Origin of the sequence: Savagea serpentis, assembly GCF_015351395.1 — a bacterium.
GTDB classification, from domain to species: domain Bacteria; phylum Bacillota; class Bacilli; order Bacillales_A; family Planococcaceae; genus Savagea; species Savagea serpentis.
Genome location: NZ_JADKPV010000001.1, coordinates 780,049 through 803,505, shown reverse-complemented (window position 1 = coordinate 803,505; position 23,457 = coordinate 780,049). Strand labels below are relative to the sequence as shown.

General features: G+C 40.8%; 22 protein-coding genes and 1 pseudogene. 11 read left to right on the top strand and 12 right to left on the bottom strand.

Translation table 11 applies throughout. The annotated features are described in order from the left end of the window. Positions 1–7: 7 nt before the first annotated feature. Positions 8–610 (bottom strand): glycerol-3-phosphate 1-O-acyltransferase PlsY, encoded by a 603-nt coding sequence (plsY, locus tag IRY55_RS04085; protein WP_194561970.1) that lies wholly within the window; start codon positions 608–610, stop codon positions 8–10. Positions 611–867: 257 nt separating this feature from the next. Here plsY and parE point away from each other — a divergent pair, with 257 nt between their 5' ends. From parE to IRY55_RS04070, 3 genes are all read left to right on the top strand, one after another. Continuing rightward, positions 868–2,829, top strand: coding sequence for a DNA topoisomerase IV subunit B (gene parE / locus IRY55_RS04080; RefSeq protein ID WP_194562384.1), 1,962 nt, complete (start codon positions 868–870; stop codon positions 2,827–2,829). After that, the gene (parC, locus tag IRY55_RS04075; protein WP_194561969.1) at positions 2,826–5,246 is read left to right on the top strand and encodes a DNA topoisomerase IV subunit A; all 2,421 of its coding nucleotides are present in this window, start codon (positions 2,826–2,828) and stop codon (positions 5,244–5,246) included. Before parE ends, parC begins: the two co-directional genes overlap by 4 nt. 122 nt (positions 5,247–5,368) lie before the next feature. Further along, positions 5,369–6,553 (top strand): MFS transporter, encoded by a 1,185-nt coding sequence (locus tag IRY55_RS04070; protein WP_194561968.1) that lies wholly within the window; start codon positions 5,369–5,371, stop codon positions 6,551–6,553. A gap of 40 nt (positions 6,554–6,593) precedes the next feature. Here IRY55_RS04070 and IRY55_RS04065 read toward each other — a convergent pair whose 3' ends face one another. Continuing rightward, positions 6,594–7,244 carry a DUF5052 family protein gene (locus tag IRY55_RS04065; RefSeq protein ID WP_194561967.1) on the bottom strand — a complete coding sequence of 217 codons (651 nt, stop codon included), beginning with the start codon at positions 7,242–7,244 and terminating at the stop codon, positions 6,594–6,596. A gap of 89 nt (positions 7,245–7,333) precedes the next feature. Between IRY55_RS04065 and IRY55_RS04060 the strand changes: the two genes are divergently transcribed. Then, positions 7,334–8,095: a hypothetical protein gene (locus tag IRY55_RS04060; protein WP_194561966.1), complete on the top strand. Its 762-nt coding sequence runs from the start codon at positions 7,334–7,336 to the stop codon at positions 8,093–8,095. A gap of 633 nt (positions 8,096–8,728) precedes the next feature. Here IRY55_RS04060 and IRY55_RS04055 read toward each other — a convergent pair. Next, positions 8,729–9,742 (bottom strand): Abi family protein, encoded by a 1,014-nt coding sequence (locus IRY55_RS04055; protein ID WP_194561965.1) that lies wholly within the window; start codon positions 9,740–9,742, stop codon positions 8,729–8,731. 383 nt (positions 9,743–10,125) lie between these two features. Here IRY55_RS04055 and IRY55_RS04050 point away from each other — a divergent pair, with 383 nt between their 5' ends. Beyond that, the gene (locus tag IRY55_RS04050) at positions 10,126–10,449 is read left to right on the top strand and encodes a hypothetical protein (RefSeq protein ID WP_194561964.1); all 324 of its coding nucleotides are present in this window, start codon (positions 10,126–10,128) and stop codon (positions 10,447–10,449) included. Here the strand turns inward: IRY55_RS04050 and IRY55_RS04045 are convergent. Then, complete coding sequence (locus IRY55_RS04045; RefSeq protein WP_194561963.1) at positions 10,438–11,268, bottom strand: patatin-like phospholipase family protein; 831 nt, start codon at positions 11,266–11,268, stop codon at positions 10,438–10,440. The genes IRY55_RS04050 and IRY55_RS04045 overlap by 12 nt on opposite strands. Positions 11,269–11,485: 217 nt before the next feature. Here IRY55_RS04045 and IRY55_RS04040 point away from each other — a divergent pair, with 217 nt between their 5' ends. The 3 genes from IRY55_RS04040 to IRY55_RS04030 all read left to right on the top strand — a co-directional run bounded on the left by IRY55_RS04040 (position 11,486) and on the right by IRY55_RS04030 (position 12,526). Continuing rightward, positions 11,486–11,641 carry a hypothetical protein gene (locus tag IRY55_RS04040; RefSeq protein WP_194561962.1) on the top strand — a complete coding sequence of 52 codons (156 nt, stop codon included), beginning with the start codon at positions 11,486–11,488 and terminating at the stop codon, positions 11,639–11,641. Between the two features lies 1 nt (position 11,642). Then, the gene (locus IRY55_RS04035) at positions 11,643–11,906 is read left to right on the top strand and encodes a hypothetical protein (RefSeq protein WP_194561961.1); all 264 of its coding nucleotides are present in this window, start codon (positions 11,643–11,645) and stop codon (positions 11,904–11,906) included. A 95-nt stretch (positions 11,907–12,001) separates the two neighbouring features. Continuing rightward, the gene (locus tag IRY55_RS04030) at positions 12,002–12,526 is read left to right on the top strand and encodes a GumC domain-containing protein (RefSeq protein ID WP_194561960.1); all 525 of its coding nucleotides are present in this window, start codon (positions 12,002–12,004) and stop codon (positions 12,524–12,526) included. Between the two features lie 88 nt (positions 12,527–12,614). Here the strand turns inward: IRY55_RS04030 and IRY55_RS04025 are convergent, their stop codons facing one another. From IRY55_RS04025 to IRY55_RS04015, 3 genes are all read right to left on the bottom strand, one after another. Next, entirely contained in the window at positions 12,615–13,550 is a 936-nt protein-coding gene (locus tag IRY55_RS04025; protein ID WP_194561959.1) for a helix-turn-helix domain-containing protein, read from the bottom strand. 189 nt (positions 13,551–13,739) lie between these two features. Further along, positions 13,740–14,753 carry a DUF418 domain-containing protein gene (locus IRY55_RS13585; RefSeq protein ID WP_194561958.1) on the bottom strand — a complete coding sequence of 338 codons (1,014 nt, stop codon included), beginning with the start codon at positions 14,751–14,753 and terminating at the stop codon, positions 13,740–13,742. Between the two features lie 101 nt (positions 14,754–14,854). After that, positions 14,855–15,529 carry a hypothetical protein gene (locus tag IRY55_RS04015; RefSeq protein ID WP_194561957.1) on the bottom strand — a complete coding sequence of 225 codons (675 nt, stop codon included), beginning with the start codon at positions 15,527–15,529 and terminating at the stop codon, positions 14,855–14,857. Between the two features lie 262 nt (positions 15,530–15,791). Between IRY55_RS04015 and IRY55_RS04010 the strand changes: the two genes are divergently transcribed. Next, positions 15,792–16,892 carry a tyrosine-type recombinase/integrase gene (locus tag IRY55_RS04010; protein ID WP_194561956.1) on the top strand — a complete coding sequence of 367 codons (1,101 nt, stop codon included), beginning with the start codon at positions 15,792–15,794 and terminating at the stop codon, positions 16,890–16,892. 53 nt (positions 16,893–16,945) lie between these two features. On the opposite strand, the gene IRY55_RS04005 is transcribed toward IRY55_RS04010, so the two are convergent. From IRY55_RS04005 to tnpA, 5 genes and pseudogenes are all read right to left on the bottom strand, one after another. Next, the gene (locus IRY55_RS04005) at positions 16,946–17,464 is read right to left on the bottom strand and encodes a DUF3841 domain-containing protein (RefSeq protein WP_194561955.1); all 519 of its coding nucleotides are present in this window, start codon (positions 17,462–17,464) and stop codon (positions 16,946–16,948) included. 10 nt (positions 17,465–17,474) lie between these two features. After that, positions 17,475–18,764, bottom strand: coding sequence for an NCS2 family permease (locus IRY55_RS04000; RefSeq protein ID WP_194561954.1), 1,290 nt, complete (start codon positions 18,762–18,764; stop codon positions 17,475–17,477). 89 nt (positions 18,765–18,853) lie between these two features. Then, a complete protein-coding gene (locus tag IRY55_RS03995) occupies positions 18,854–19,117 on the bottom strand; it encodes a hypothetical protein (protein WP_194561953.1) in 264 nt (87 codons plus the stop codon). Between the two features lie 307 nt (positions 19,118–19,424). Beyond that, on the bottom strand, positions 19,425–20,537 hold the full coding sequence (locus tag IRY55_RS03990) for an RNA-guided endonuclease InsQ/TnpB family protein (RefSeq protein ID WP_194561952.1): 1,113 nt from the start codon (positions 20,535–20,537) through the stop codon (positions 19,425–19,427). A gap of 11 nt (positions 20,538–20,548) precedes the next feature. Next, a pseudogene (gene tnpA, locus IRY55_RS03985) lies at positions 20,549–20,937 on the bottom strand (IS200/IS605 family transposase). Between the two features lie 178 nt (positions 20,938–21,115). On the opposite strand from tnpA, the gene IRY55_RS03980 reads away from it, so the two are divergent. Both IRY55_RS03980 and abc-f read left to right on the top strand, forming a co-directional pair. Then, positions 21,116–21,559: a DUF4825 domain-containing protein gene (locus IRY55_RS03980; RefSeq protein ID WP_194561951.1), complete on the top strand. Its 444-nt coding sequence runs from the start codon at positions 21,116–21,118 to the stop codon at positions 21,557–21,559. A gap of 240 nt (positions 21,560–21,799) precedes the next feature. Beyond that, a complete protein-coding gene (gene abc-f / locus IRY55_RS03975; protein WP_194561950.1) occupies positions 21,800–23,395 on the top strand; it encodes a ribosomal protection-like ABC-F family protein in 1,596 nt (531 codons plus the stop codon). Positions 23,396–23,457: the final 62 nt, after the last annotated feature.

The following is a 23,457-nucleotide window of genomic DNA, read 5'->3' as shown; positions in this document are numbered from 1 at the left end:
ACTCCTCCTAAAGCCACGTGATTTTTGGTTCTGTACCATTTTTAATCCGTTCTAAATTCGCACGATGTCGATAAATGATAAACAGTGCCATACATATGACTATAATAGAAAAGGAATAGTTTTGCGAACGAATGAACTCGACGATTGCGATAATAATCCCTGAACAAGCGACAATCACAGAAGAGAGTGAAACCATCTTCGTTACTTTCAAACTGATAATAAAAATGGCTAAGACGATGACAAATACAATCGGTGCATAAGCGAGTAATACCCCTGCGCTTGTAGCGACTGCTTTTCCACCCCGGAAGCGAGCGAATAACGGGAACATGTGACCGATAACTGCGAATAGACCGATGACGATCGTTTCAACGGGAAGTGGTTGAAAGTATGCGAGAGAAGCGATCCACACAGCCGCGCTCCCTTTCAATATATCGAGTAAAGTGACGATGATGCCTGCTTTTTTGCCGAGCACGCGGAATGTGTTCGTTGCACCTAAGTTACCGCTTCCATGCTCGCGTATATCCGTTTTAAAAAATACTTTCCCGATCCAAAGGGCAGATGGGATAGAGCCTAGTAGGTAGGCGATGAGTATGACGAGAACGATATTCATAATGGTACCCCTTTACGCTAGAAATAAATACAAGATAAGTCTATCATACCGTAAAAAGAGTGCCAACAATAGTTGAAAAAGAAAACTATTTTTTGAATGCTTGCTTTTAGAAGTTCGTTGCTTTTTTTGAAAATGTTCTATACAATTAATTTTCGAATGTCGCAGAGCGTGATTTGACAATGTTTTCAGCATAGTTGATAATAAAAAAGAGAACACATGTTTTTATGGAGGGTGTCGAAGTGACGAATACAAATCAAATGATGAATTATGATGATGATGCGATTCAAGTACTAGAAGGGCTCGATGCAGTGCGAAAACGTCCAGGAATGTATATCGGTTCGACCGATGGACGTGGCCTGCATCATTTAATTTATGAGATTGTCGATAATGCCGTCGATGAAGCGTTAGCAGGATTTGGTCGCGAAGTGGTCGTCACTTTGCATCAAGACGATTCTGTCAGTGTCCGAGATTATGGACGAGGCATGCCTACGGGGACTCACCAGACCGGTCGACCGACAGCAGAAGTCATTATGACTGTGCTGCACGCGGGAGGTAAGTTTGGACAAGGTGGTTATAAGACGAGTGGCGGGCTGCACGGTGTCGGTGCATCTGTCGTCAACGCGTTATCAGAGTGGCTCACGGTAACAATTTACCGCGACGGTAAACAGTTTACACAACGTTTTGAAAATGGCGGAAAGCCAGTGACCACATTAGAAGAAGTCGGCGCGACAAAACAGAAGGGAACATGCATTCATTTCAAGCCAGATGCATCGATCTTTTCAACGACGACGTATAACCGAGAGACGATTCGTGAACGATTGCGCGAATCTGCTTTTTTATTAAAAGGTGTCGCTTTCCGTTTGATTGATGAACGCGAAGCAGAAAAAGTCGAAGAGACATTCCAATATGACGACGGAATCGTCGCTTTCGTCCATTATTTAAACGAAGAGAAAGATACATTGCATGAAGTCGCTTATTTAGAAGGGACGCAAGAAGACATCGAAGTCGAATTTGCGTTTCAGTTTAATGACGGCTATTCCGAAACCGTACTCTCTTTCGTCAACAACGTGCGAACGAGCGACGGAGGAACACATGAAACAGGTACGCGTACGGCGATGACGCGCGTCATTAACGAATACGCTCGAAAAACAGGATTACTGAAAGAAAAAGATAAAAATTTAGATGGCGCGGATATTCGAGAAGGATTGACTGCGATTATTTCCGTGCGCATTCCTGAAGAGATTTTGCAGTTCGAAGGGCAGACGAAAGGGAAGCTCGGAACGAGTGAAGCCCGCACAGCGACAGACGCGGTCGTCAGCCAACAGCTGAACTATTATTTAGAAGAAAATGCGGAGTTTAGCGCTGAGCTTGTACGAAAAGCGATCCGCGCCCAACAAGTGCGCATGGCAGCGCGAAAAGCGCGAGAAGATGCGCGCAACGGGAAAAAGCGTAAACGTTCGGACACTTTACTATCAGGGAAATTAACCCCTGCGCAGTCTCGCAATGCGAAAAATAACGAACTGTACTTAGTCGAAGGGGACTCAGCGGGAGGCTCTGCAAAACAAGGACGCGACCGAACATTCCAAGCGATTTTGCCACTGCGAGGAAAAGTGTTAAATACTGAAAAAGCAAAACTTGAAGACATTATGAAAAACGAAGAAATTAACACGATTATCCATGCGATTGGTGCTGGTGTCGGGTCTGATTTCACTGTGGAAGATTCCAATTATGACAAAGTGATCATTATGACGGATGCGGATACGGACGGGGCGCACATTCAAGTGCTGTTGCTGACGTTCTTCTTCCGCTACATGCGCCCACTCGTAGAAGCTGGGAAAGTGTATATCGCGATGCCACCCCTTTACAAAGTGTACCGAGGAGCGGGGAAGAAAGAAGTGTTGCGCTACGCTTGGACGGAAGAAGACCTTCAAGAAGCGATTCAAGAAATCGGCAAAACGTATAAATTGCAGCGCTACAAAGGACTCGGGGAAATGAACCCGGAACAGTTATGGGAAACGACGATGAATCCTGAAACGCGCACATTAATTCGCGTCACGATTGAAAATAGCGGACAATCTGAAAAGCAAGTGTCGACATTAATGGGCGATAAAGTAGAACCACGCCGAAACTGGATCGAGAAAAACGTCGACTTCAGCATGACAGAAGAAACGAATATGTTAGAAAATGAACTCATTCATGTGGAAGGTGAGGAAGTATGAGTCAACAAGAGCACATTCAAGACTTAACATTGGAAGAAATTATCGGCGATCGCTTCGGTCGATATAGTAAGTACATCATTCAAGACCGTGCATTACCAGATGCGCGCGATGGGTTAAAACCGGTTCAACGTCGTATTTTATACGCGATGCAACAAGACCATAACACGAGCGATAAGCCGTATAAAAAATCAGCAAAAGCCGTCGGAAACGTCATCGCTAACTATCACCCCCACGGAGATATATCGGTGTATGATGCGATGGTCCGGATGAGCCAAACGTGGAAACTGCGCCATGAATTGATTGAGATGCAAGGGAATAACGGTTCAGTAGACGGAGACCCTGCAGCAGCGATGCGTTATACAGAAGCGCGTCTTTCCGCTGTGTCGGAACTCCTCCTTGCTGATATCGATAAAAAGACGGTCGACTTCATTCCGAACTTTGACGATGCGACGATTGAGCCGACAGTACTTCCTGCACGTTTTCCGAATTTGCTCGTGAACGGTTCGACCGGAATTTCAGCAGGATACGCGACAGATATCCCGCCACACAACTTAGCGGAAGTGATCGAAGCGGTATTTATGCGCATGAAAAATCCGAATGCGACCGTTGATGAACTGATGACAGCGATTCAAGGGCCTGATTTTCCGACAGGAGCGATCATTCAAGGAAAAGAAGGGATTAAAAAAGCGTACGAGACAGGGAAAGGACGCTGTGTCGTACGCGCTCAGTCGACGATTGAAAAATTAAAGGCTGGAAAAACACAAATCGTCTTTACCGAAATCCCATATGATGTAAACAAAGCGAATGTCGTGAAAAAAATGGACGAGTTACGTATCGACCGAAAATTAGACGGCATCGCAGATATTCGAGATGAAAGTGATCGAAAAGGATTGCGTATCGTCGTCGAGTTAAAAAAAGATATCGATCCGGATGCGATTCGTAATTTCTTATTTAAAAATACCGATTTGCAAATTACGTATAACTTCAATATGGTCGCGATATTTGACCGTCGCCCACGTTTAATGAGTTTGCCGATGTTGTTGGACGCTTATATCGGTCACCAACAAGAAGTCGTGACGCGCCGTACGAAATACGACGTCGCCCGCGCAACGAAACGCCTTCATATCGTAGAAGGATTAATGAAAGCTTTATCGATTTTAGATGAAGTGATCGAAACGATTCGCTCTTCAACGGATAAAGGGAATGCGAAACAAAATTTACAAGAAGCGTTCCAATTTACAGAGCCGCAAGCCGAAGCGATCGTCTCTTTACAATTATACCGTTTAACGAATACAGACATTACGGCATTACGTGAAGAAGAACGTGACCTTCATGAACAAATTGCACGCTATGAGCTCATTTTAAGCAGTGAGAAGCAGCTGAATCGTGTCATTCAACGTGAATTGAAAGACGTTCAACGGAAATATGCGAACAGTCGTCGCAGCATTATCGAGCCAGAAGTTGAAACGATCGAAGTCGATTTAAGTGTGCTCGTTCCAAGTGAAGACGTCATCGTTTCGGTGACAAAAGATGGCTATGTGAAGCGGACGAGTGTCCGTTCTTATAGTGCGTCGAACGGTGAAGGAATGGATATGAAAGAGTCCGACTATTTATTGTATGTCGCACCACTCAATACGCAACATCATTTGCTCCTATTCACTTCACTCGGGAATTATATGTATCAACCGGTCCATGAATTACCGGACATTCGTTGGAAAGACCTCGGACAACATTTATCGAGCATCATTTCTTTAGCACCGAATGAAGAAGTGATTGGTGTCATCGGTGTGCCGAGCTTTGATGAAGATCAATATGTCGTCACGACGGGCAGTTTAGGAAATGTGAAAGTTTCAGCATTAAAAGATTATGAAGTAGCCCGCTACAATCGAACGTTCCGTGCGATGAATACGAAAAAAGAAGAGACGATGACATCCGTCGCGCTCTGTACGTTAGAAGATGAGCTTTTACTCATTTCGGAACATTTCCAATCGACTCGTTTCCCAGTAAGCGAATTAGCGGTCACGGGAGTGCGTACAGCGGGAGTGAGAGGGATTCAGTTAAAAGATGACGACACGTTACAACGTGTGCACATCGTGAAAGAAGAACAGTCTCTCGTCTTATTTACAAATCGAGGTCATGTGAAGCGTCTTCGTTTAGAAGATATTCCAGAAACGTCACGTGCTGTTGTTGGAAATGCTCTCGTTCGTCGTTTAAAGTCGAATCCACATCTTTATAACAGCAGTCATCTCGTCGATACGACGGATGAGCTTTATGCCGTTAATCAACATTTTGAACAAGTGAAACTGCTCGTAAGTGAACTGCGTTACATGGATTTAAATTCAGCAGGTAGCGCATTATGGGAAAAAACCGATGCCAATATGCTGGCGCATACGTACGTTCAACATACTATCGAATAAAGGAAAACTGTCTACTTCATAGGAGGTAGGCAGTTTTTAGTTTTCTTTCATGACAATTGTGAACATTCCGTGTATAATAGTTCGAAAATCGAAATACTTAAGAAAGATAGAGGAATGGACTTATGTGGCGTAATCGAAATGTATGGATTATTTTAATTGGGGAGTTAATTGCAGGAATTGGGTTATGGATGGGGATTATCGGGAATTTGGAGTTTATGCAGGAGAAAGTGCCTTCCGACTTCCAAAAAGCTTTAATTTTATCGACAGGGCTGCTTGCAGGGGTGCTCATTGGACCTTTTGCGGGGAAGGTGATTGATCGAACGAGTAAAAAGAAAGTGCTCATAGGAGCGGGAATTGGGCGTCTCATGAGCGTGCTCTTTATGTTCGTGGCGATTCAGCAAGATTCGATCGCTTGGATGATCGGCTTCGTCATTAGTATTCAAATCGCGTCTAGTTTTTATTTTCCCGCGTTACAAGCGACGATTCCGCTCATTGTCGATGAACATCAATTGCTTGTGATGAACGGATGGCATATGAACGTCGCGACAATTGCTCGCGTATTAGGAACGGCGCTGGCAGGACTGTTACTCATTCAAATTTCATTAAGCGCTCTTTATTGGATGTCGTTTTTCGCGTATATTTTCTTACTCGTGACGACGTCGATGCTCATCGTGGAAGAAGCGGTTATTCCGAAGCGGGCGAAAGGGGATAAGAGCGGGGGATTCAAAGAAGTGTTCCCGATTTTACGGGAATTCCCACAAGTGACGATGACGCTCATTATGACGCTCATCCCCTTACTCTTTTTAGGGTCCTTTAACTTGATTGTCATTCAATTAAGTCAAATTCAAGATTCTACGTCTATTAAAGGAATCGTCTATGCGATTGAAGGAATCTCCTTCATGATTGGGACCATCGTCATTAAGCGCATTACGTTGCACGTTCGAACGAAGACAATCTTGTTTACGTTCGCGTGGATCGTCGGCTTAGCAGAGCTGTTTTTATATGTTCCGACGAATGTGCCACTCGTTTTGCTCGCATTTGCTTTGCTCGGCTTTTCACTCGGTTGTTTCTTTCCGACGGCGATGCTCGTGTTCCAGCAGCAAATGCCAAGAGCTTACCACGGGCGCTTTTTCGCTTTCCGTAACATGTTAGAGCGTGTCATGTTCCAAGTCGTCTTATTATCGTCTGGTGCTTTACTCGACTGGATTGGCTTACAATGGATGGCGGTCATCTTTGCGCTCGTCAGCGTATCTCTCACGACGTTTTTCTGGCTTCAAACGAAACGAAAAAATTTGCAATTTGATTAAAAAAACATCCCCTCGATCACGGAGATCAGGGGGGTGTTTTTTATTGTTCCAGCAGGGCGCGGTCGTAAATGCTATAGTCGCTGCGGTAAATAAAGAGTAGTTTTCCATCGATTAAAAGAGCGGTCGATTTTTCGATTTCAGTCTCTTTAAAAACAACTTTATTCCCCGCGAATGTCGCAATCGGTTTCCCGCTTTGCGAACGGATTAGCACGACTTTATCCATCCCTTGGAAACGATTTTTCATGTCGTTGACGAATTTATTCACAAAGGGTACCGTACGATTTGTGTTATCAATTGTAATCGTCTCACTATATTCGTCTAAAATATTATCGAGTCCCTTTTCGTAAGCGATTAAGCTAGAGCCAACGTGAATCGCTTCGTGGCCACCGACTGTAATTTTTAACACTTGAGATTTTTTAATTTCATCTCCATCTTCATTGTATAATGAAAACTGTTTATCGGCATCGATCGCTACAGATTTGCCGACCATTTTGTCCAATGCTTGCCCGTCATCATCGTACGTTTGAAGTGTCGTTTCAATTCCTGTAAACTTCTCTTGAACGGATTTACCGAAAAACGATAAATTTTTAAAGTTCAAGACGAGCACAAGAAGAAGGACGAGTAATACTACGGATAAAATGATGATCGTCCAACGTTTCAATTTGTTTGAAAAGCTTGTCGTTTCACTCATACTGTGTCTCCTCACTCTTTTATTAGTCGATTCACTTCATTTTACCATATTCTTTGAAATAACAGGAAATATCGAAAGGAGGAAGTCGGATGGCAGAAGAGAAGCGGGGCGTTATGTGCTTTACGGTCGGTTCTATCAACTATTCTTTAGAAACGGAGTCGTCCGATCGAGACGAACTTCACTTTGTACTCCCTTCATCACTCCGACATGTGATGCTCGGCAATATTTGTAAGACAACTCAAACCATCGACGAAGAGGCAAAAATCGATCGGTTGGAAGTCGATGTGCGCAACATGATGCAGTGGATTAAAAAGCCAAATATGAGCAATTCATCGTTTCTTTGGGCGAAAGAAGTGCGTTGTACGAAAGAATTTCAATCGTTTTACGATGAATTGGATGCGTCAGTCCCGTTTATTTTGTATGAAAACCGCAAAAACTTGCTATATAGTACGCTCGGGATGCTTACGAAATCAATGGATTGCATTCAGAAAGAGAAAGATGCGAAAGCGCTCGTCAATTTTTACTTATATGCGCTGCATACGCAATTTGTTTGTCAATTTGGAGAGCGGATCGATACAGAAGAGCTAAAAGCGTACTTTCAAGGGAATCATCCGTTGAAGCGGGATGGTCGATTACATGAGACGTTACGGCAGTTTAAACGAAATCATACAGAGCAAGCGTTTAATGAATTGTTGCGGAAAGTTTTCGAGTTGCAACGAACATTGCAAAATGAGTTAAACACCATGGAATATGAAAAACATGATCGGTTAGATGAATGGATGAATCATTTAGAAAATCTTTTAGCGCAAGCCATTTGGCAATGGACGAAAAAAATACAACATATCTCATGAAATTTTGATTTTATCTCAATATTACTTGTATACTTATATATGAGATATAACTTCCTATAAGTTATATTATGTAAACTAAAATAAAAATATGGAATTCTAATCTCATTGTTTTTAATATGTGATCATCACTACTCCACTAACACCTTGCTTTTATAATCATTTTAATGTTTATAAAATAGCGATCATTTCTGCTAGTGCCACTTCGATTTGTAAAAATATACTCCACCTGCTTCTCGGCTGACGATATTTTGACGGTGTACCGCTACATATCCATAATGTGCTAGGAAAAAATAATGAAAAATTTTTAAAAACATAAAAGTGCAGAGTTTTTCATGGCAATGTATAATCTTTCACCATAAAAACTCTGCACTTTTATAAAGTAAAATCAACAAAAAGCTGACGTATAGCCCGCTTCTTGCGAATGGTCGAACCATTCTTTCTATGCAATAAATTTTAACGGATAGATAAAACATTGTCAAATGTTTTAATGGCTTTTTTGAGAAAAAACTTTCAAATATGAAGAGGAAATTTTAGATTTCGAGATATTTTATCATGAATATATGGAAAATCACAGCCAAATTTTGAGAATCAAAAAACACTCTATATAGAGTTATTTACATAGAGTGTACAGCCTTAATTCTTCTTATAAATATCATCGTAAATTTTTTGGAGATTTGTGAAGAAGAAAGCAACATCATTATTAGTAGTTGGAAATAATGAATCTGTTTTTATTTTTTTAAAAAGAGCATCTAATGCCCCAATCATCGGATCGTTAGATGCATTAGCATCTTCTCGCAATATTTTATAGAGTTTAAAAGTAGATGCTATATCTTTAAATCGGTGCGTGAATTGAATTGGTTTTGCAATCTTTCCTCTTCTGAAATGATCTTGTAATAAAGAGTTTAAATACCGTTTATTAATACCATTTTTCTTAATTGCATCACTAGGATAAGCGGATAAATTGATAAGCAAAGGATTATTATGTGCTGCCGCATTTCTAATATAGCGACTACTAACCATTAAACTAACATAAGGTGGCACGTCGATATATTTTTCTTGGAAGCGTGTAAAGTAATATTCAAAGAAATATTGTAGCTCTCGGAACTCCATGAATTCAATAAGTTGCCAAATCGCTATGTAGTTATTGTTCTCTTTTACTTTATTGTAAATACCATGTCCTGCACTGCTCGCACTCCTTCCTCTTTTGATAAAGTTTTCAATCGAAATCTTTTTTAGAAAAGGAGATTTTTTACTATACTTTGCGTTATAAGAAGATATATAATCATGCACAATCTCATATCCATCCACTTTAGGGTTATATGAAATATGACGCAAAATTTGAGTTTTTATATTGTGTTCAATTTCTAAGATCATTGTAAGCAAAATATGTCGCAGCTCTTTATCTAAATCAGAAAGATGAACCAAATAACCAAAATCTAAATCTTTATATTTCTTCTTTTTATCCTTCCAAAAGTTCTTTCGGTAACATGTAAATTTATAATAATAGTTTAAATCTTTTAGATAAGGGATCGCATCTTCTTCTTTAACTATTTCAAACTTTACACCATTCGGTTTTAAAATATGTTTCACCAACTCTTCTGGTGTTTTCTTTGATTTATAAGGTAGTTGTTTGATAACTCTCCCCACCCTTCCTTTTTCTTCTCATAAGTATAACAACCATATTATATCAAATTAAGAAAAGCATAGCTGATAAAGAACTTGTTTATTGGTAGATTCTCTTTTCATATACACCAAAAAGAACCATTCTTCTTTGTCCGATTACTTTACGTTTAATGTAACATGAGCAAGAATCATAGGAATTGACAGTCTGTTCAGACGAAAATATATGATAGATTACTAACTCTTTATTTGATTTTATTTTTTATACAAGTCTATACAATAAATGAAAGTCTCACCCTCGGGAAAAATGATAATTTGAGAATAAAAATACTTTAACTTGTATTTTTAAAAGAAAAATGGATTTTGTCGCATATGTTATACTATGTTCACGTTATGAAAGGAGTTTTCGCATGTCTTTCGTGTATGACTTGTTTTTATGGATCGTTTTAGTAAGTGTTTATCTTTATATTCGCTCTGCTTTTCCTTCGTTTAAAGGAAAACGTGGGATTCCTTTTCTTCTGCTGATCCTCGCTTTCGCAGTTTTGATTGGGCTTGGACAAAGTGAAACGATTCGGATCACTTACGGGTATGCTGTGAGTCGTATCGTATTTATCGTTTTATTATTCATTTATAGTATTGTGGAATGGTTTATTTATCGCAATCATGAAAAGAAAAAAGCGGTGAAACGTCGTCAAATGAAACAACGTCACCGCTTACCTTCTTCACGTAAATAAAGTGTTTATTTTAGCTTCTCCGTGCGCTCGGCCCATTTGATACGTTTTGTTCATTTGGCCAGCGTCTTTTTCGAAGCTGTTGAGCGCATATTCTGGACGGAAGACGACCGCTTCTCCTGATCGTTCTAACTGTTCGATTCGCTCTATTGTCGCATTGTAACGCTCCGCGCGAATCATCAGCAACTCAGCAATGTTCGGATACTTTTTACGTAACATGTACGTTCCGAATTTCGCTTGTCGATCAAACGTTTTTCGGTACCCTTTTGGCCGCGTTAAAATGATGACATGTTGATGGAATCCTTTGTCTATCGCGCGCTGCAACGGAATTGGATCGGCTAATCCTCCATCGAAGTACCCTTCATTCTGCACTTGAATTTCAGGGAAAACGAGCGGAATGGCGCACGTCGCTTGCAACATATCACATGTCCGGTTCATCTCCAATGCATTCGCATAATGAATGTCCCCTGTCTCTGCATGAGTTAATCCGAACTCTAATTCTCCTTCATATGTATAGAACGCTTCCCAATCGAATGGATCTGCTACGTTTGGAATGTAATTGTAGGCAAAGTCGAGACCGAAATAGCTTCGTTCCTTTAAGAAGTTCCGCCAGCCCATGTAACGCGTATCGTGGCGGTAATTTCGAAAGACGCGCAACGTTCGCTCAGGTTGACGAGAAGCGAAAGAACAAGCCGCTAGCGCCCCGGCTGAAATGCCGACCGTATACGGAAATCGAATATCATGTGCTAAAAAAGTATCTAAAATGCCTGCTGTGTAGATGGAGCGAAATGTGCCCCCTTCTAATATTAAACTCGCATTCATTCCAATACCTCCTTTCTTTGAGTAGTATACAGGAGATGGAGATGCATTTTCGTAAAAAAGCCTCTTTTTCGAGCGAAATTTGTTACACTAAGAGAGGGATATCGAGAAAGGGTGAGGCGAAATCGGAATTTTAATAGACGTAACGATTGTTGGACTTTTCATTTATTTATTAGTGAGTTCAAAAGATACGTTCCAGCACGATTGGATGACGAAATTTATGTACGTTTGGCTCTTTTTATATGCGATTGTGATCGGATTTGAATGGCTAAGTCCTTATAAAGGAACATTCATACTACAAGCGCTAAACATCGTCTTTTTAACAGGTGCCCTCGTCCTCTTTTTACTCAATATGAAACCGAGAAAGGAAAAGTAATATGCAAAATGTCTTTGCTATTTTTGATGTCGTTTTATTTGTGACGATGATTGTTTTATTGTTGTTATTAATGCGTACTCCTCGCTCTAAACCTTTAAATGAAGAGCTGCCGATTCCATTATTTATATTCGGAATTTTAGCATTAACGGTTTTCCGTATGTTCACACCATTTGGAGATCATATTATTTTAAGTGTCGCGAACAGTTTGTTTTTATGCTTTATCGTCATTCAATTATTTATGGCTTATGTGAAAAACAAGAAATAGCTCAATTTGACAGACTAATAATCAATATTCGACAAAATCCCTTTAAATAGTGTAAAATTATGTATACTATTTATAGTACGGAAAGGGGTGAAAGCATGTCTGCTGTAACGTTGGAACAATTGATGGCTGTGATGATCGATATGCAAAAAGAAATCGGTTTGTTACGCAAGGATATGAATCGAGAAATTGGTTCGTTACGTGAAGAGATGCACCAGGAAGTGGGTTCATTACGAACTGAAATGGGCTCATTACGTGAAGAAATGCATCAAGAGATTGGTACATTACGTAATGAAATGCATCAAGAAGTTAGTTCATTACGCACTGAGATGGGCTCATTGCGTGAAGAAATGCATCAAGAAATTGGTTCATTACGTGAAGAAATGGCGGCGCAATACGAGGAACTTCATCGTAAAATCGATATTACGATGGAAGAAGTCGCTTCTATTCGTGAAGAGATGGTCACGAAAGCGTGGTGGGAAGAAGAACGTCATAATGATTTCCGTCGGGAAGTCCGTTCTAAATTCCGCTTGTTGTCCGACCGCTCCATTACACAAGAAGCTTCTATCGAAGAGGCGCATGCTCGCATCGATCGTTTAATTGAGGAACAAGCATCATCGTAAAAAGATGACATAATAAAAACAGTTCTACTCGACTTAAGAGGAACTGTTTTTATTTTATTTTTATTAAGTTAACATAATATAATTACCGTCAACTTAATTGTTTTGCGATTGCTCGCTCAATCCATTCGTTCATCGTTTCACCATTTTGACGTGCACGAGTTTTCACTTCTTCAATCATCGCTTCATCAAGCAATAAACTCGTTTGTCGCTTCGTTCCTTTTGCGTGCCACACGTCCTCTTCAATCATAAACTGCCCAGATTGCAGTCCGTCCTGTAGCGCTCCGATGATTGAATGATTTGCTGTTTCACGCAATGTGACGACACCCGTTTTAATATGAACGGTTAATGTATCGAGATTTCTACTTACTTTACAATTTTCGACACCGAAGTTTGTATAAATCCAATCAATCGTTTCCCACGTATCGGACTGCTGCATCGATAACATGAACGTAATAGTGTCCGCTGCACGCATCACTTCACGATGAATCGGATAATATGGTTTCCAATTCGATTGCAAAGGCATCCAAATGGACCCATGCATATAAGCGCCCCACTCTTTTTTCTCTTCATGCCATACGACACGTAACGTTTGCCCCTCGCTCACTTCCATCTTTTGATACAGTGCGACATCGTGCGTCGAATCATAAAACAAAGGCTCCGCTCCGATGCTCTCAATATGTTGTGTAATTTGTTCGCATTCTGTTATAGACAAGTCGTACAAATCGCGTTTTCCTTGTTTTCTTTTTCGTGGTTGTAATTGCAGTTCACGTATCGCTTCATAAACGAAGTGGGGAGGTATGTTGAACTGTTTCGCTAATTCATGCGGTGTTTTTCCTTTTTTAATGGATGCGCTTCGTTCCTCTATTAATTGTTGCACAGATTGTTGTGTAATTCGTTTTTCTCCAAATAATCGGTGTGGATCGGGAATGTCTTCTAACTTCCCTTCTCTCACATACTTATAAATCGTCGGTTTTGATAACCCAATCTGTTCGGCCGCTTCTTGCACAGTTACCCAGTTTTTCAATTGTATCATCCTTTTAAAATACACATATTTTAAGTATTCAATAATAATCATATGATTTATTTTAAATAGTATACCATACCTAAACAAAGGGTACATTTGTTTAGGTAAATTATTTAATCAAAAAATACATATATATTAAATAAATATAATAAAAAACACAATATCTTAAAAGATACTGTGTTTAAAATGTTAACGGTAAGAACCGTACGCATTCGATCTGAAACCGTATGTGAATTTTCGCCATATCCATTCGAGTGGCCCGATGCGGAATTTTTTGAAGTAAAGTACACTCCAAATGACTTCGATTACGTAAATGATGACGGCTAACCAGAGTGCTTCTCGGGAAGTGACCGTCTGAAGTTGGAAAAGTTTAATCAGCGCGACACCGAGTAAATTTTGCATAAAATAGTTCGTAAATGCCATTTTACCGACCGCTCCGATCGGCGTCCAACGTTTTGCGCGCGTTGCATCGTTAAAAAGTAAAAAGAATAACGCGATGTACGCATATGCTGTCGGAATCGCAAATAAAGCAACGAGATGACTCAATCCATTTTCTGTTGAAGCGGCACTGTACGTCAATACACCACCGAGCAGAGCGACAGGAAGTAAGATGAGGACGACTCGTGTCCATAAGCGCTGCATTTTTTCTGTCGGCTCTAACCATCCTTTCTTCCCTACATATAACCCTGTTAAAAACATGATGAAAATGACGAGCATATCTCCGACGACCCAGCCGTTAATGGATGGGAACCATAGTTGGAAAATGAGTCCGAGCGATTGAAAGGCGAGTAAAACGATGATCCAACTCGCAATCGTCTTCGTAGACCTCCGGTAAAAAGGAAGTAAGAAGAAACCGATAACAGCATAAATCGGTAAAATCGACCCAAAAAATAAAAAGAAATGGAAAATCCCGAATAAGAGTAAAAAGAGTAAGCGCTTGGAGAATAACGATAACGGCGCACGCCCTTTTTGTTCAGCGCGTGAAGCAAATATGAAAAAGCCAACCCCGAATAAAAAGGAGAAAATCGAGAAGAATTTTTTCTCAATGATGATAGAAATCCAAATGTCTAATGTCGTCGTTTCTGGAAACATTACCGCTTCGTCTGACGTGACAAACAACGTTTCATAAGCAGGTATGTTAATAAGCAAAATCCCAAATAGCGCAAGTCCTCGCATAATGTCTAATGTGTCATAACGTTTCACGTTTTGTCACTTCCTTTCACACGGCTAGGACGCCGCATTTCAAATAAAAGTTGCGAAACGATAAAAATCGCCCGGTGTTTATGACACATCGAGCGACTCGTCTATTGAAATTCAATAGGAAATGTAAAAATTTCTGGTGCTTCTGGACAATAATGAACGAGAGCGACGTAGTACGGTGCTGTCATTTTGTCATATTCTTCTCCCGTCAACATAATGTCACGCGTCACTTCTCCATCTGCATTTTGAATCAACAATGTGATCGTTGCGAGTTGGTGTTCATGCGGAGATAACGTTTGATCTCCGTGCAAACGAATCGATTGAATGAGGGCGGTCGAGGGTTCGTGATGCGCTTCCCACTTTGTGCGCTCTAATGGCGATAAATGCGCACACTCATAGTCGATGCGACTATTCTCGACAATCGCTTCATTTTCTTCGTTTTGTTCGGCAGGATGCACATGCTTCGGCGCATATGGATCGAACCAAACCGGAATCCACGCTTCATCTTGCCGGTCCGAAAACGAAAAAAATCCTGTATACGAAGATGGAATCCATTGCCCTTCATAAAGTACGAGTACGTGAACGATCATTTCATCTAAATATCGTTTTGACAAGCCGGTCGGTTCGTACTTTACAACACGAGCAGCGGTTACCTCTCCAGTTCTCGTTACTTGTTGTTTCGTCTTCCATTGTTTACTTTGCTTGCGAAAAATCACATACACGGTCAAAATGACGATAATCAAACTAAACAGCAATGCCCCTTTTGATAACCATTCCATCCATCTCTTCCTCTCCGAATTTTTTCGTTTTGCTTATGACGAAAATTTTCAAGGAGACTCCCTTCCATCTCCTATTTCAGTCATTCATACGTATACGATGCATTTGGAGAAAAGTTCCATGAAGTCGGATAAACTTCTCTTATGGTACACTAACGATAAGAGACAATGCTAAGTTTTCACTGAGAGAATGGATGGGAATATCTGGAAGATTTCATCCGAACCATAAGAGAGAAGACATAATGCAACAGCAGGAGGATGCTAGATGGAACTCGTTCAACAACCGATCGGATCAATCGTCAAACGAGACCCCGAGACGATGCGCATGCTTGAACGCAAATACGATGAAGCGGAACGGCAAGGAATGGATGCTTTTCACCATTTTAATGATTTGGAAATGGTCCATTGGTTTTTATATGCGCCGAAACATTTAAACCGCGCTCATGACCGTTCAGCACGGACGATTCGAGAGTATGAACTCGAACTGAAACAACTGATCACTTATTTATTGCAGTACGGAGAAGAGATTGGACTCGACGTGACGTGGGAGCAACAATCGCTTTGGAAGTCGCTCGATAAACGTCACATTCGTCGCTACCAACAATGGCTCGCAACGGACAGTCCGTACGTATTGCAGCGCGGGGCTTATTCTTCAGCGACATTAGAGCGAAAAACGAGTATTTTATCGGCGTTTTTCCGTTTTTTATATGAGAGTGATTACATCACACGACCGATTGGCGACGGTTTACGAATCGCCACCGTTCAAAAAGACGAACGTCCGAACCGCGATCTCGGAGTGTATGACGTAAAGCGCCTCCTCACCTACTTCAAACAACAGCAACATCCGATCATGTTTGCGATCATTCAAATTTTAACGACGACTGGCTTGCGAAATGAAGAATTTTGTTCGTTGACGGTCGAACAGTTAAAAGAAGACCGCATCCGAGGAGGCCATTACTTACACGTCATCGGAAAAGGGAATAAACGTCGGATGATTCCGCTCCGCCCCGACACACTGCGAGCGATTCAACTATTTCGAGAAACACGTCATGCGTCAGATGAGGAGACTGCCCCGCTCTTTACGACATCTCGCGGCTCTGCATATACGCCTTCTTATTTTGCGCAATACGTCAAAAAAGAACTGAGCCGAGTGCCGGATTCTTACTTACCGCAAGACGTCATCGTCACCCCTCACGTATTCCGTCACGCCTTCGCTATTATTTCGAAACAAAATGGTGCGGACATCTACGACATTATGCGCTCGCTCGGACATGAAAAGATTGAAACGACGATGATTTATTTGGAAAAACTATTTGAAAAAGAACGTCATACGATTCATCAATGGGATGAAACTTTTGAATTTTAAACATAAAAAATCCTTCCTTTCTCTACCTATCATACGTAAAGAAAGGAAGGATTTTATTTCGCTGTAAATGGTTGCACATGCATGACATCGGCAGTCGCGATATAAGGTGTGACGCCTTGTACGGTAGGCTCTCCCCAATCGGGATGATTCCTGAGCCAGTCGAAGTCAAAAATGCGCTCCCAGCTTCGTCGTTTCTCACATTCCGTCCATGTCGTCACATGTTCACGCGCATCTACACTTTCTTGTAGAAAATCATTCATTAAAACGATGTGCCAAGCTTGAAAATCGGAAAACAAAATCTTATTCGCTTCTAATTCGACTTTCAGCAACACGCCGCGTGTTCCTCTTTCTAAATGGCCGCTCCTTCTAAGGTCAGGCCGTTCTGTCCATAGCCAAACCGGCTGTTGTTCTTCGGTCATCGGTAAAGAAAGGCGACGGTAGATTTGCTCTTTCATCCAGTTATACGGAGCGAGGAACTCCGGCCATACTGCGCCTCGTTCCCCGATCAATACTCCTTTTTGTAAAGCGAGTGTCCACTTTTGTTCCGTTTGAATCGTCCAATAAATCGGCATCGGTCTCCTCCTAATGCATCGGGAAGAAAATGAGTTGAATTGTAAACAATATGCCGAAGACGACGATGATCGGGTGAACTTCTTTTCCTTTACCTGATACAAATTTCAATAATGGATACATGATGAAGCCCATCGCAATCCCTGTCGCAATGCTCGACGTAAGCGGCATCGTTAAAATGACCGCAAATGTCGGAAATGCTTCGTCAAATGTATCCCATTTCACTTTCGCTAAGCCGTTCATCATATAGCTTCCGACGATAATGAGTGCAGGTGCTGTAATGGCTGGAACGCTTGAAATCGCTTGAACGAGCGGTGAGAAAAATAGAGCGACTAAAAATAATACAGCGACGACGAGGGACGTTAATCCTGTTCGTCCACCTGCTGCGACACCCGCAGAAGATTCGACATACGCACTAGACGGTGTCGACCCGAGAGAAGCACCGACTGTAGAAGCGACCGCATCTGCTGTTAATGCGACATTCGCTCTCGGCAATGTGCCATTTTTCATTAAGCCTGCTTGTTCCGCTACGCCGATCATCGTTCCCGTCGTGTCAAAAATCGTCACGAGTAAAAATGCGAAGACGACGGCATATAAACCGTGTGTAAACACTCCGCCTAAATCAAAATCGAAAAAGACGGGAGCGGGTGGTAAGGAAGCGATTTTCTCAATGTGCAACATATCGAGGAAATACGCTAAAATCGCCGTAATAAACATCCCGAGAAACAGTCCGCCGTGCACTTTTCGTGCGACGAGAATGAGTGTTACGATAATGCCAAATACGGCGAGAGCTGTTTCAGGAGCGGTCACATCTCCGAATGCAACAAACGTACCTTCTGCCGGTACGACAATCCCTGACATACGAAGTCCTAAAAAGGCAACGAATAATCCGATACCCGCCGTAATGCCAACTTTTAACGGTTCCGGAATCGATTCAATGAGCAACTCACGAAACTTCGTAAACGCGAGCAATACGAATAAAATACTTGCGAAAAATACCGTTCCAAGCACCGTTTGGTAACTGACACCTTGTGTAGCGACAACGCTCGCAAAATATGCGTTCATGCCCATCCCTGGTGCGATCGCAATCGGATAATTCGCAAACAATGCCATAATTAAAGTTCCGACGACCGCTGATGCGATTGTTGCGATAAACACTTGATCAAAAGGTACCCCTGCATCCGATAAGATGAATGGGTTGACGATAATGATGTACGCCATCGTCACAAACGTTGTTAAACCTGCGATGACTTCCGTTTTCACATCGGTCTTCATCGCCTGCAAATTAAAAAATTGTTTCATTTTATACGCCTCTTTTTCTTTAAGAGTATCAAACGTTACTATTCTATCGGAAAAAGCGACTTCTTTCAAATGCAAAAAGACAACCTGTCTTAAGATGCGGTTGCCTTTTTTCGTTCTTCTTTATATTGTGCGCGCACTTCTTTGCACATCGTAATAAAAAATGCATAAAATACGATGCTGAGTAAAATGATTTTTAACGTTTCCCCAGGGTTATAAAAAGCGACATTGACACAATGAACGATGAGCGCCATAAATAAAAAGATAGGCAATACCGTTCCCCAAAGTTTAGAAGGTTGTCGCAACAAAATATATTGAATGATTAAAATACAAGATGTCAATAAAACAATATGCATCGCTAATTCCCCCCTTTATTTCTTTTAGTATACATGGAAAAGATTGTCGAAAGGTAAAGTGAACCTTAATGCTACCTTAAATTTCGAAAAATGTGAAAAATCTTAAACAATCTTCAGAAATTCTTCAGATTTTCGTCTATTTTTTCACGTATACTTACAAGTAAAGGAGAGATCGTATGAACTATGTGAACTACCCTCCACTTATCAACCTTACGGTTTGATTGAAGTGGGGGCTTCTCGGGTAAATCCCGTCTAATGACAGAAAATTTTACCGAGCTAACCCTCTCGTTCCGAAAGTTATTATTCTTTATGCCAATAAGCGTAATCCCTCATTTTTAACATTGATTGCTGAATTGTGATCACGATCTAATACAAAGCCGCAAGAACATTTATATACACGTTCAGATAATGGGATTTCTTTTTCCTTGCCGCAACATGAACATTTCTTAGTAGAAGGAAACCACTTATCAATTTTCACAAGCTGCTTCCCTTGTTCTTTTAGCTTGTATTCTAAAAAATTCGTGAACATACCCCAGCCGTTATCATGAACGCTTTTTCCAAAATTGAGGGCTTGAGACATACCTTTCATGTCTAAATCCTCAATAATCACGGCATCATAGTTTGTTGCTAATTCTTTTGACTTATGATGAAGAAAATTTCTGCGTTGATTCGCTGTCTTTTCATACAGCTTTGCTACTTTTAGACGTTGCTTTTCCCATCGTGCAGAACCTTTCTTCCTTCGAGAAAGAATTCGTTGTGCTTTCGCTAATTTGTCTAAAGCTTGCCGATAGTAACGTGGATAATTGGCTTTCTCACCCCGTTCACTCTCAACATATAGACCATCCATAGCAAAATCTAAGCCAACAACTTTCTGGATTTTTATTGACTGAATATCTTTCTCGTATTCTGTCAAAATAGAAATATAGTATTTGCCTGTCTTTGTTTTAGAAATCGTACAAGATTTGATTTTATGATCAGCAGGTATTTCTCTATGCTGTTTTATTTTTATTGGCTTTTTGATTTTTGGCAGTTTGATATGACCATTTTCTAGCTTAATATTGCTATTAACCATGTTGGTTGTGTAAGATTGTTTCTTTTTCTTGCTTTTGAATTTAGGAAACTCCGCACGACCTTCAAAAAAGTTCTTATAAGCATTTTGCAAATGGATCTGTGCGTTTGCTAAAGCTAAAGAATCCACTTCTTTTAGGAATGGAAATTCATCTTTATACTTTGCTGGTGTCGGGAACTTTTGTTCTTTAAGCTGTTCTTTGTCGTCTTTGAATTTCTCGTACATTTCTTTACGTTCTTCCAGCATCTTATTATAGACAAAGCGAACGCAACCGAAAGTTTTAGCTAAAAATATTCTTTGTTCTCTATCTGGCAATAAACGATATTTATAAGCTTTGTTTTGTTTGGTCATATCATTTCACCTCACTTTTGACCTTGATTTTCAATATATTTTTTGATGGTATCTATTGGAGCACCGCCCGTTGTAAGTAGGCAGAAACTTCTTGACCAAAACATTTCTTTCCATAGTTTTTTTCTGATATGTGGAAAGTCTCTTTTGATCAATCGAGAACTTGCACTCTTATAGGCATTGATGAATTTTGATAGCTCAGAGTTAGGATGTGCTTTGAACAAGATGTGGATATGATCTTTATCATGATTCCATTCCACTAAAGAAATATTGTATTTGCTTCCGATCTCAGCGAACATATTTTTTGCAAAATCAGATATAACACTCGTCTACGGTATTTTACAACCAGTACAAGATGATAATGCAGTAAGAACACTGAATGATTATTACTATCTAATTTCATTGATATATCAATCCTTTATTCTATATAAGACTGATTCTACCAAAGCCTTTAGCTAAAGCCAACCGAAATTCATCTCCCACCTACTCATTGGTGCTATTCGCACCTTCACACTCCTTGAGGATGGGAGACTTCTTTCGGAAAGCCGTTAAAAATAGGGTTACTCGCCCTTCTTTTAAGCGTGGCGGGTTGCCAATCGAGTGCGCCAACCGAATTCGAACAACTAAAACCGTATTATGCAAGTTACGTCGGCGATAACTCAGCGATGGGGGCAATCGTTCATTTAACTCCAGGGTCCGATTATTTCAAACAGATGGCGTTAACAGAGACGAGCATTACATTATGTTACGAAGCTCCTCCGATTACGTCTAAAGAACAACAAGAGGCCTACAATCGTTGGAAACCGGAGCGGGCGTTCGCATACAATGCCGCGGTGTTCTTTTTACTCGTCCAAAACTTAGAAACGATCACATTTGAATGGACGAACGATCTTGGAATGACGGATACGTATGTCGAGTCGAAAGAAGCATTTTTTGAAGCGTATCCGGAATTGCATGAATTAGCATCAGAACGCTTAATGGAGCAATATCTCGAAAAAGCCCATACATTATTTCATGCATCGTAATGGACATTTTTGAAAATGTTCGCTATAGTGAGCATATATTATGAAAGTCAGGGGTGAAGTGTGCAGATGATTCAGTAATCTTTTACGTCATATTTTTTGCGTAAGGGATTCGTCTGCACTTTTTTACCATCATCTTCTTTTGAAGTCGATGTTTTTAAGCGTGACGAATCCTTCTAAACTATTCCGTTTAGAAGGATTTTTTCGTGTCCTTTTAAACGATTCAAAAAGGAGTTTTTTTATATGCTACAATTACCTGCTCAAACGATTCAAATTCATGAAAATCAAAGCATTCAACACGACTTACTCACCATCGAAGCAGGGCAAGCAATCGGATTGATCGGAGCGAACGGCAGTGGGAAGACGAGCTTTTTACATGCGATGTACCAAAGCGCTCCAAGTGACGTTGTGATAGAGTTTGTACGGTTTAACCTCCCTCCTCCCCGCCTTGCATCTCATTTAAAAAAACAAGTGATGGAAAGATGGAATTTACCAAAACGCGCTTACACAACGTATAGCGGTGGTGAACAATTGCGTTATCAAATCGGCGCTGCATTAACGACAGAAGCTGATCTTTATTTATTGGATGAACCGACGAATCATTTAGATGAAGAAGCCGTTCGATGGCTAATTGAAATAATTCAACAATCTCGGGCCGCTTGGATTATCGTCTCTCACGATCGTCATTTTTTAAATCATATTGCAACGCACATATGGGCGATTGAAGACGAGCACATTCACACGTTCCGAGGAAACTATACCGCCTATGAACAAGAGCGTGAACGAAAAAGACAGCAACAACAAAAGCGTTTCGAAGAACAACAACAAATGATTCAAGATACAGAACGCAAAATGAAAGCTCTTCACGATTGGTCGGAGCATATCCATCGTGAGTCTACCGCTTCTCATCATCCGAAACAGATGGGAGCGAAAGAGTATTACCGAACGAAAGCAAAGCGAGCTGACCGGCAAGTGAAATCAAAAGAGAAACAGTTACAACGCTTGCGAATAGAAGAACCGATCGAGCGCCCTTCCCCTAACCGAACGATTCAATTTGAAATAGAAGATAGTGCGCAACGAGGCATGCAAGTCGCTTATATGCGAGATGTGACGCTTGAACGAAGCGGCATTCAAGTTTTACAAAATATTCATTTTCAATTGACACGAGGAGAAAAAGTAGCACTCGTTGGGCCAAATGGGAGCGGAAAATCAACATTACTTCTTGCTCTATTAGGCGAGCTCCCCATCAGCTCGGGCACATTATGGATGTCCCCTCATTTGAAAATCGGCTATTTGGCACAATCGGTCACTTTCGAAGACGAACAACTACGGGTTCGTGATTTATTAGAGGGTTCTGCTCATTTAATGGTCAAACGACAACAGCAACTTTTCCATCTCGGTTTCGCACCAGAACGCTGGACGAGTATGCTTAAAGATTTAAGTATGGGAGAACGTTTAAAAGTGAAATTGTTACAATGGATGTCAGAAGGTTGTCATTTACTTCTTTTAGACGAACCGACGAATCATTTAGACCTCCCTTCTAAAATTCAACTAGAACATGCACTCATACAATACAACGGCACCGTCGTGTTCACTTCACATGATGCGACGTTTCGAGAACATGTGGCGACGCGGACATTTGATGTGCAAAACAATCAACGACCGAAAAGTCCAAATACGGCAATACGCGATACATTAATGAACTTGGAGAACGAACAAATCATACTCATCCATCAATTAACGGAAGCAAAAATAGGAAGTGAGGATTATCAACAATTGGATGCTCAATTTCAACATATTCAAAAGAAAATTCAAACATTACGTATGAAACTGAAATGATTTGCGTATTTCGTATATGTTGAAAATAGCGTCCGTTATAAAATATTGATATACTAAACGAT

What these genes read in the sequence shown, in the direction of transcription:
- plsY (WP_194561970.1), bottom strand. Translation starts at nt 610, where the DNA reads ATGAATATCGTTCTCGTCATACTCATCGCCTACCTACTAGGCTCTATC.
- parE (WP_194562384.1), top strand. Translation starts at nt 868, where the DNA reads ATGATGAATTATGATGATGATGCGATTCAAGTACTAGAAGGGCTCGAT.
- parC (WP_194561969.1), top strand. Translation starts at nt 2,826, where the DNA reads ATGAGTCAACAAGAGCACATTCAAGACTTAACATTGGAAGAAATTATC.
- IRY55_RS04070 (WP_194561968.1), top strand. Translation starts at nt 5,369, where the DNA reads ATGTGGCGTAATCGAAATGTATGGATTATTTTAATTGGGGAGTTAATT.
- IRY55_RS04065 (WP_194561967.1), bottom strand. Translation starts at nt 7,244, where the DNA reads ATGAGTGAAACGACAAGCTTTTCAAACAAATTGAAACGTTGGACGATC.
- IRY55_RS04060 (WP_194561966.1), top strand. Translation starts at nt 7,334, where the DNA reads ATGGCAGAAGAGAAGCGGGGCGTTATGTGCTTTACGGTCGGTTCTATC.
- IRY55_RS04050 (WP_194561964.1), top strand. Translation starts at nt 10,126, where the DNA reads ATGTCTTTCGTGTATGACTTGTTTTTATGGATCGTTTTAGTAAGTGTT.
- IRY55_RS04045 (WP_194561963.1), bottom strand. Translation starts at nt 11,268, where the DNA reads ATGAATGCGAGTTTAATATTAGAAGGGGGCACATTTCGCTCCATCTAC.
- IRY55_RS04040 (WP_194561962.1), top strand. Translation starts at nt 11,486, where the DNA reads ATGTACGTTTGGCTCTTTTTATATGCGATTGTGATCGGATTTGAATGG.
- IRY55_RS04035 (WP_194561961.1), top strand. Translation starts at nt 11,643, where the DNA reads ATGCAAAATGTCTTTGCTATTTTTGATGTCGTTTTATTTGTGACGATG.
- IRY55_RS04030 (WP_194561960.1), top strand. Translation starts at nt 12,002, where the DNA reads ATGTCTGCTGTAACGTTGGAACAATTGATGGCTGTGATGATCGATATG.
- IRY55_RS04015 (WP_194561957.1), bottom strand. Translation starts at nt 15,529, where the DNA reads ATGGAATGGTTATCAAAAGGGGCATTGCTGTTTAGTTTGATTATCGTC.
- IRY55_RS04010 (WP_194561956.1), top strand. Translation starts at nt 15,792, where the DNA reads ATGGAACTCGTTCAACAACCGATCGGATCAATCGTCAAACGAGACCCC.
- IRY55_RS04005 (WP_194561955.1), bottom strand. Translation starts at nt 17,464, where the DNA reads ATGCCGATTTATTGGACGATTCAAACGGAACAAAAGTGGACACTCGCT.
- IRY55_RS04000 (WP_194561954.1), bottom strand. Translation starts at nt 18,764, where the DNA reads ATGAAACAATTTTTTAATTTGCAGGCGATGAAGACCGATGTGAAAACG.
- IRY55_RS03995 (WP_194561953.1), bottom strand. Translation starts at nt 19,117, where the DNA reads ATGCATATTGTTTTATTGACATCTTGTATTTTAATCATTCAATATATT.
- IRY55_RS03990 (WP_194561952.1), bottom strand. Translation starts at nt 20,537, where the DNA reads ATGACCAAACAAAACAAAGCTTATAAATATCGTTTATTGCCAGATAGA.
- abc-f (WP_194561950.1), top strand. Translation starts at nt 21,800, where the DNA reads ATGCTACAATTACCTGCTCAAACGATTCAAATTCATGAAAATCAAAGC.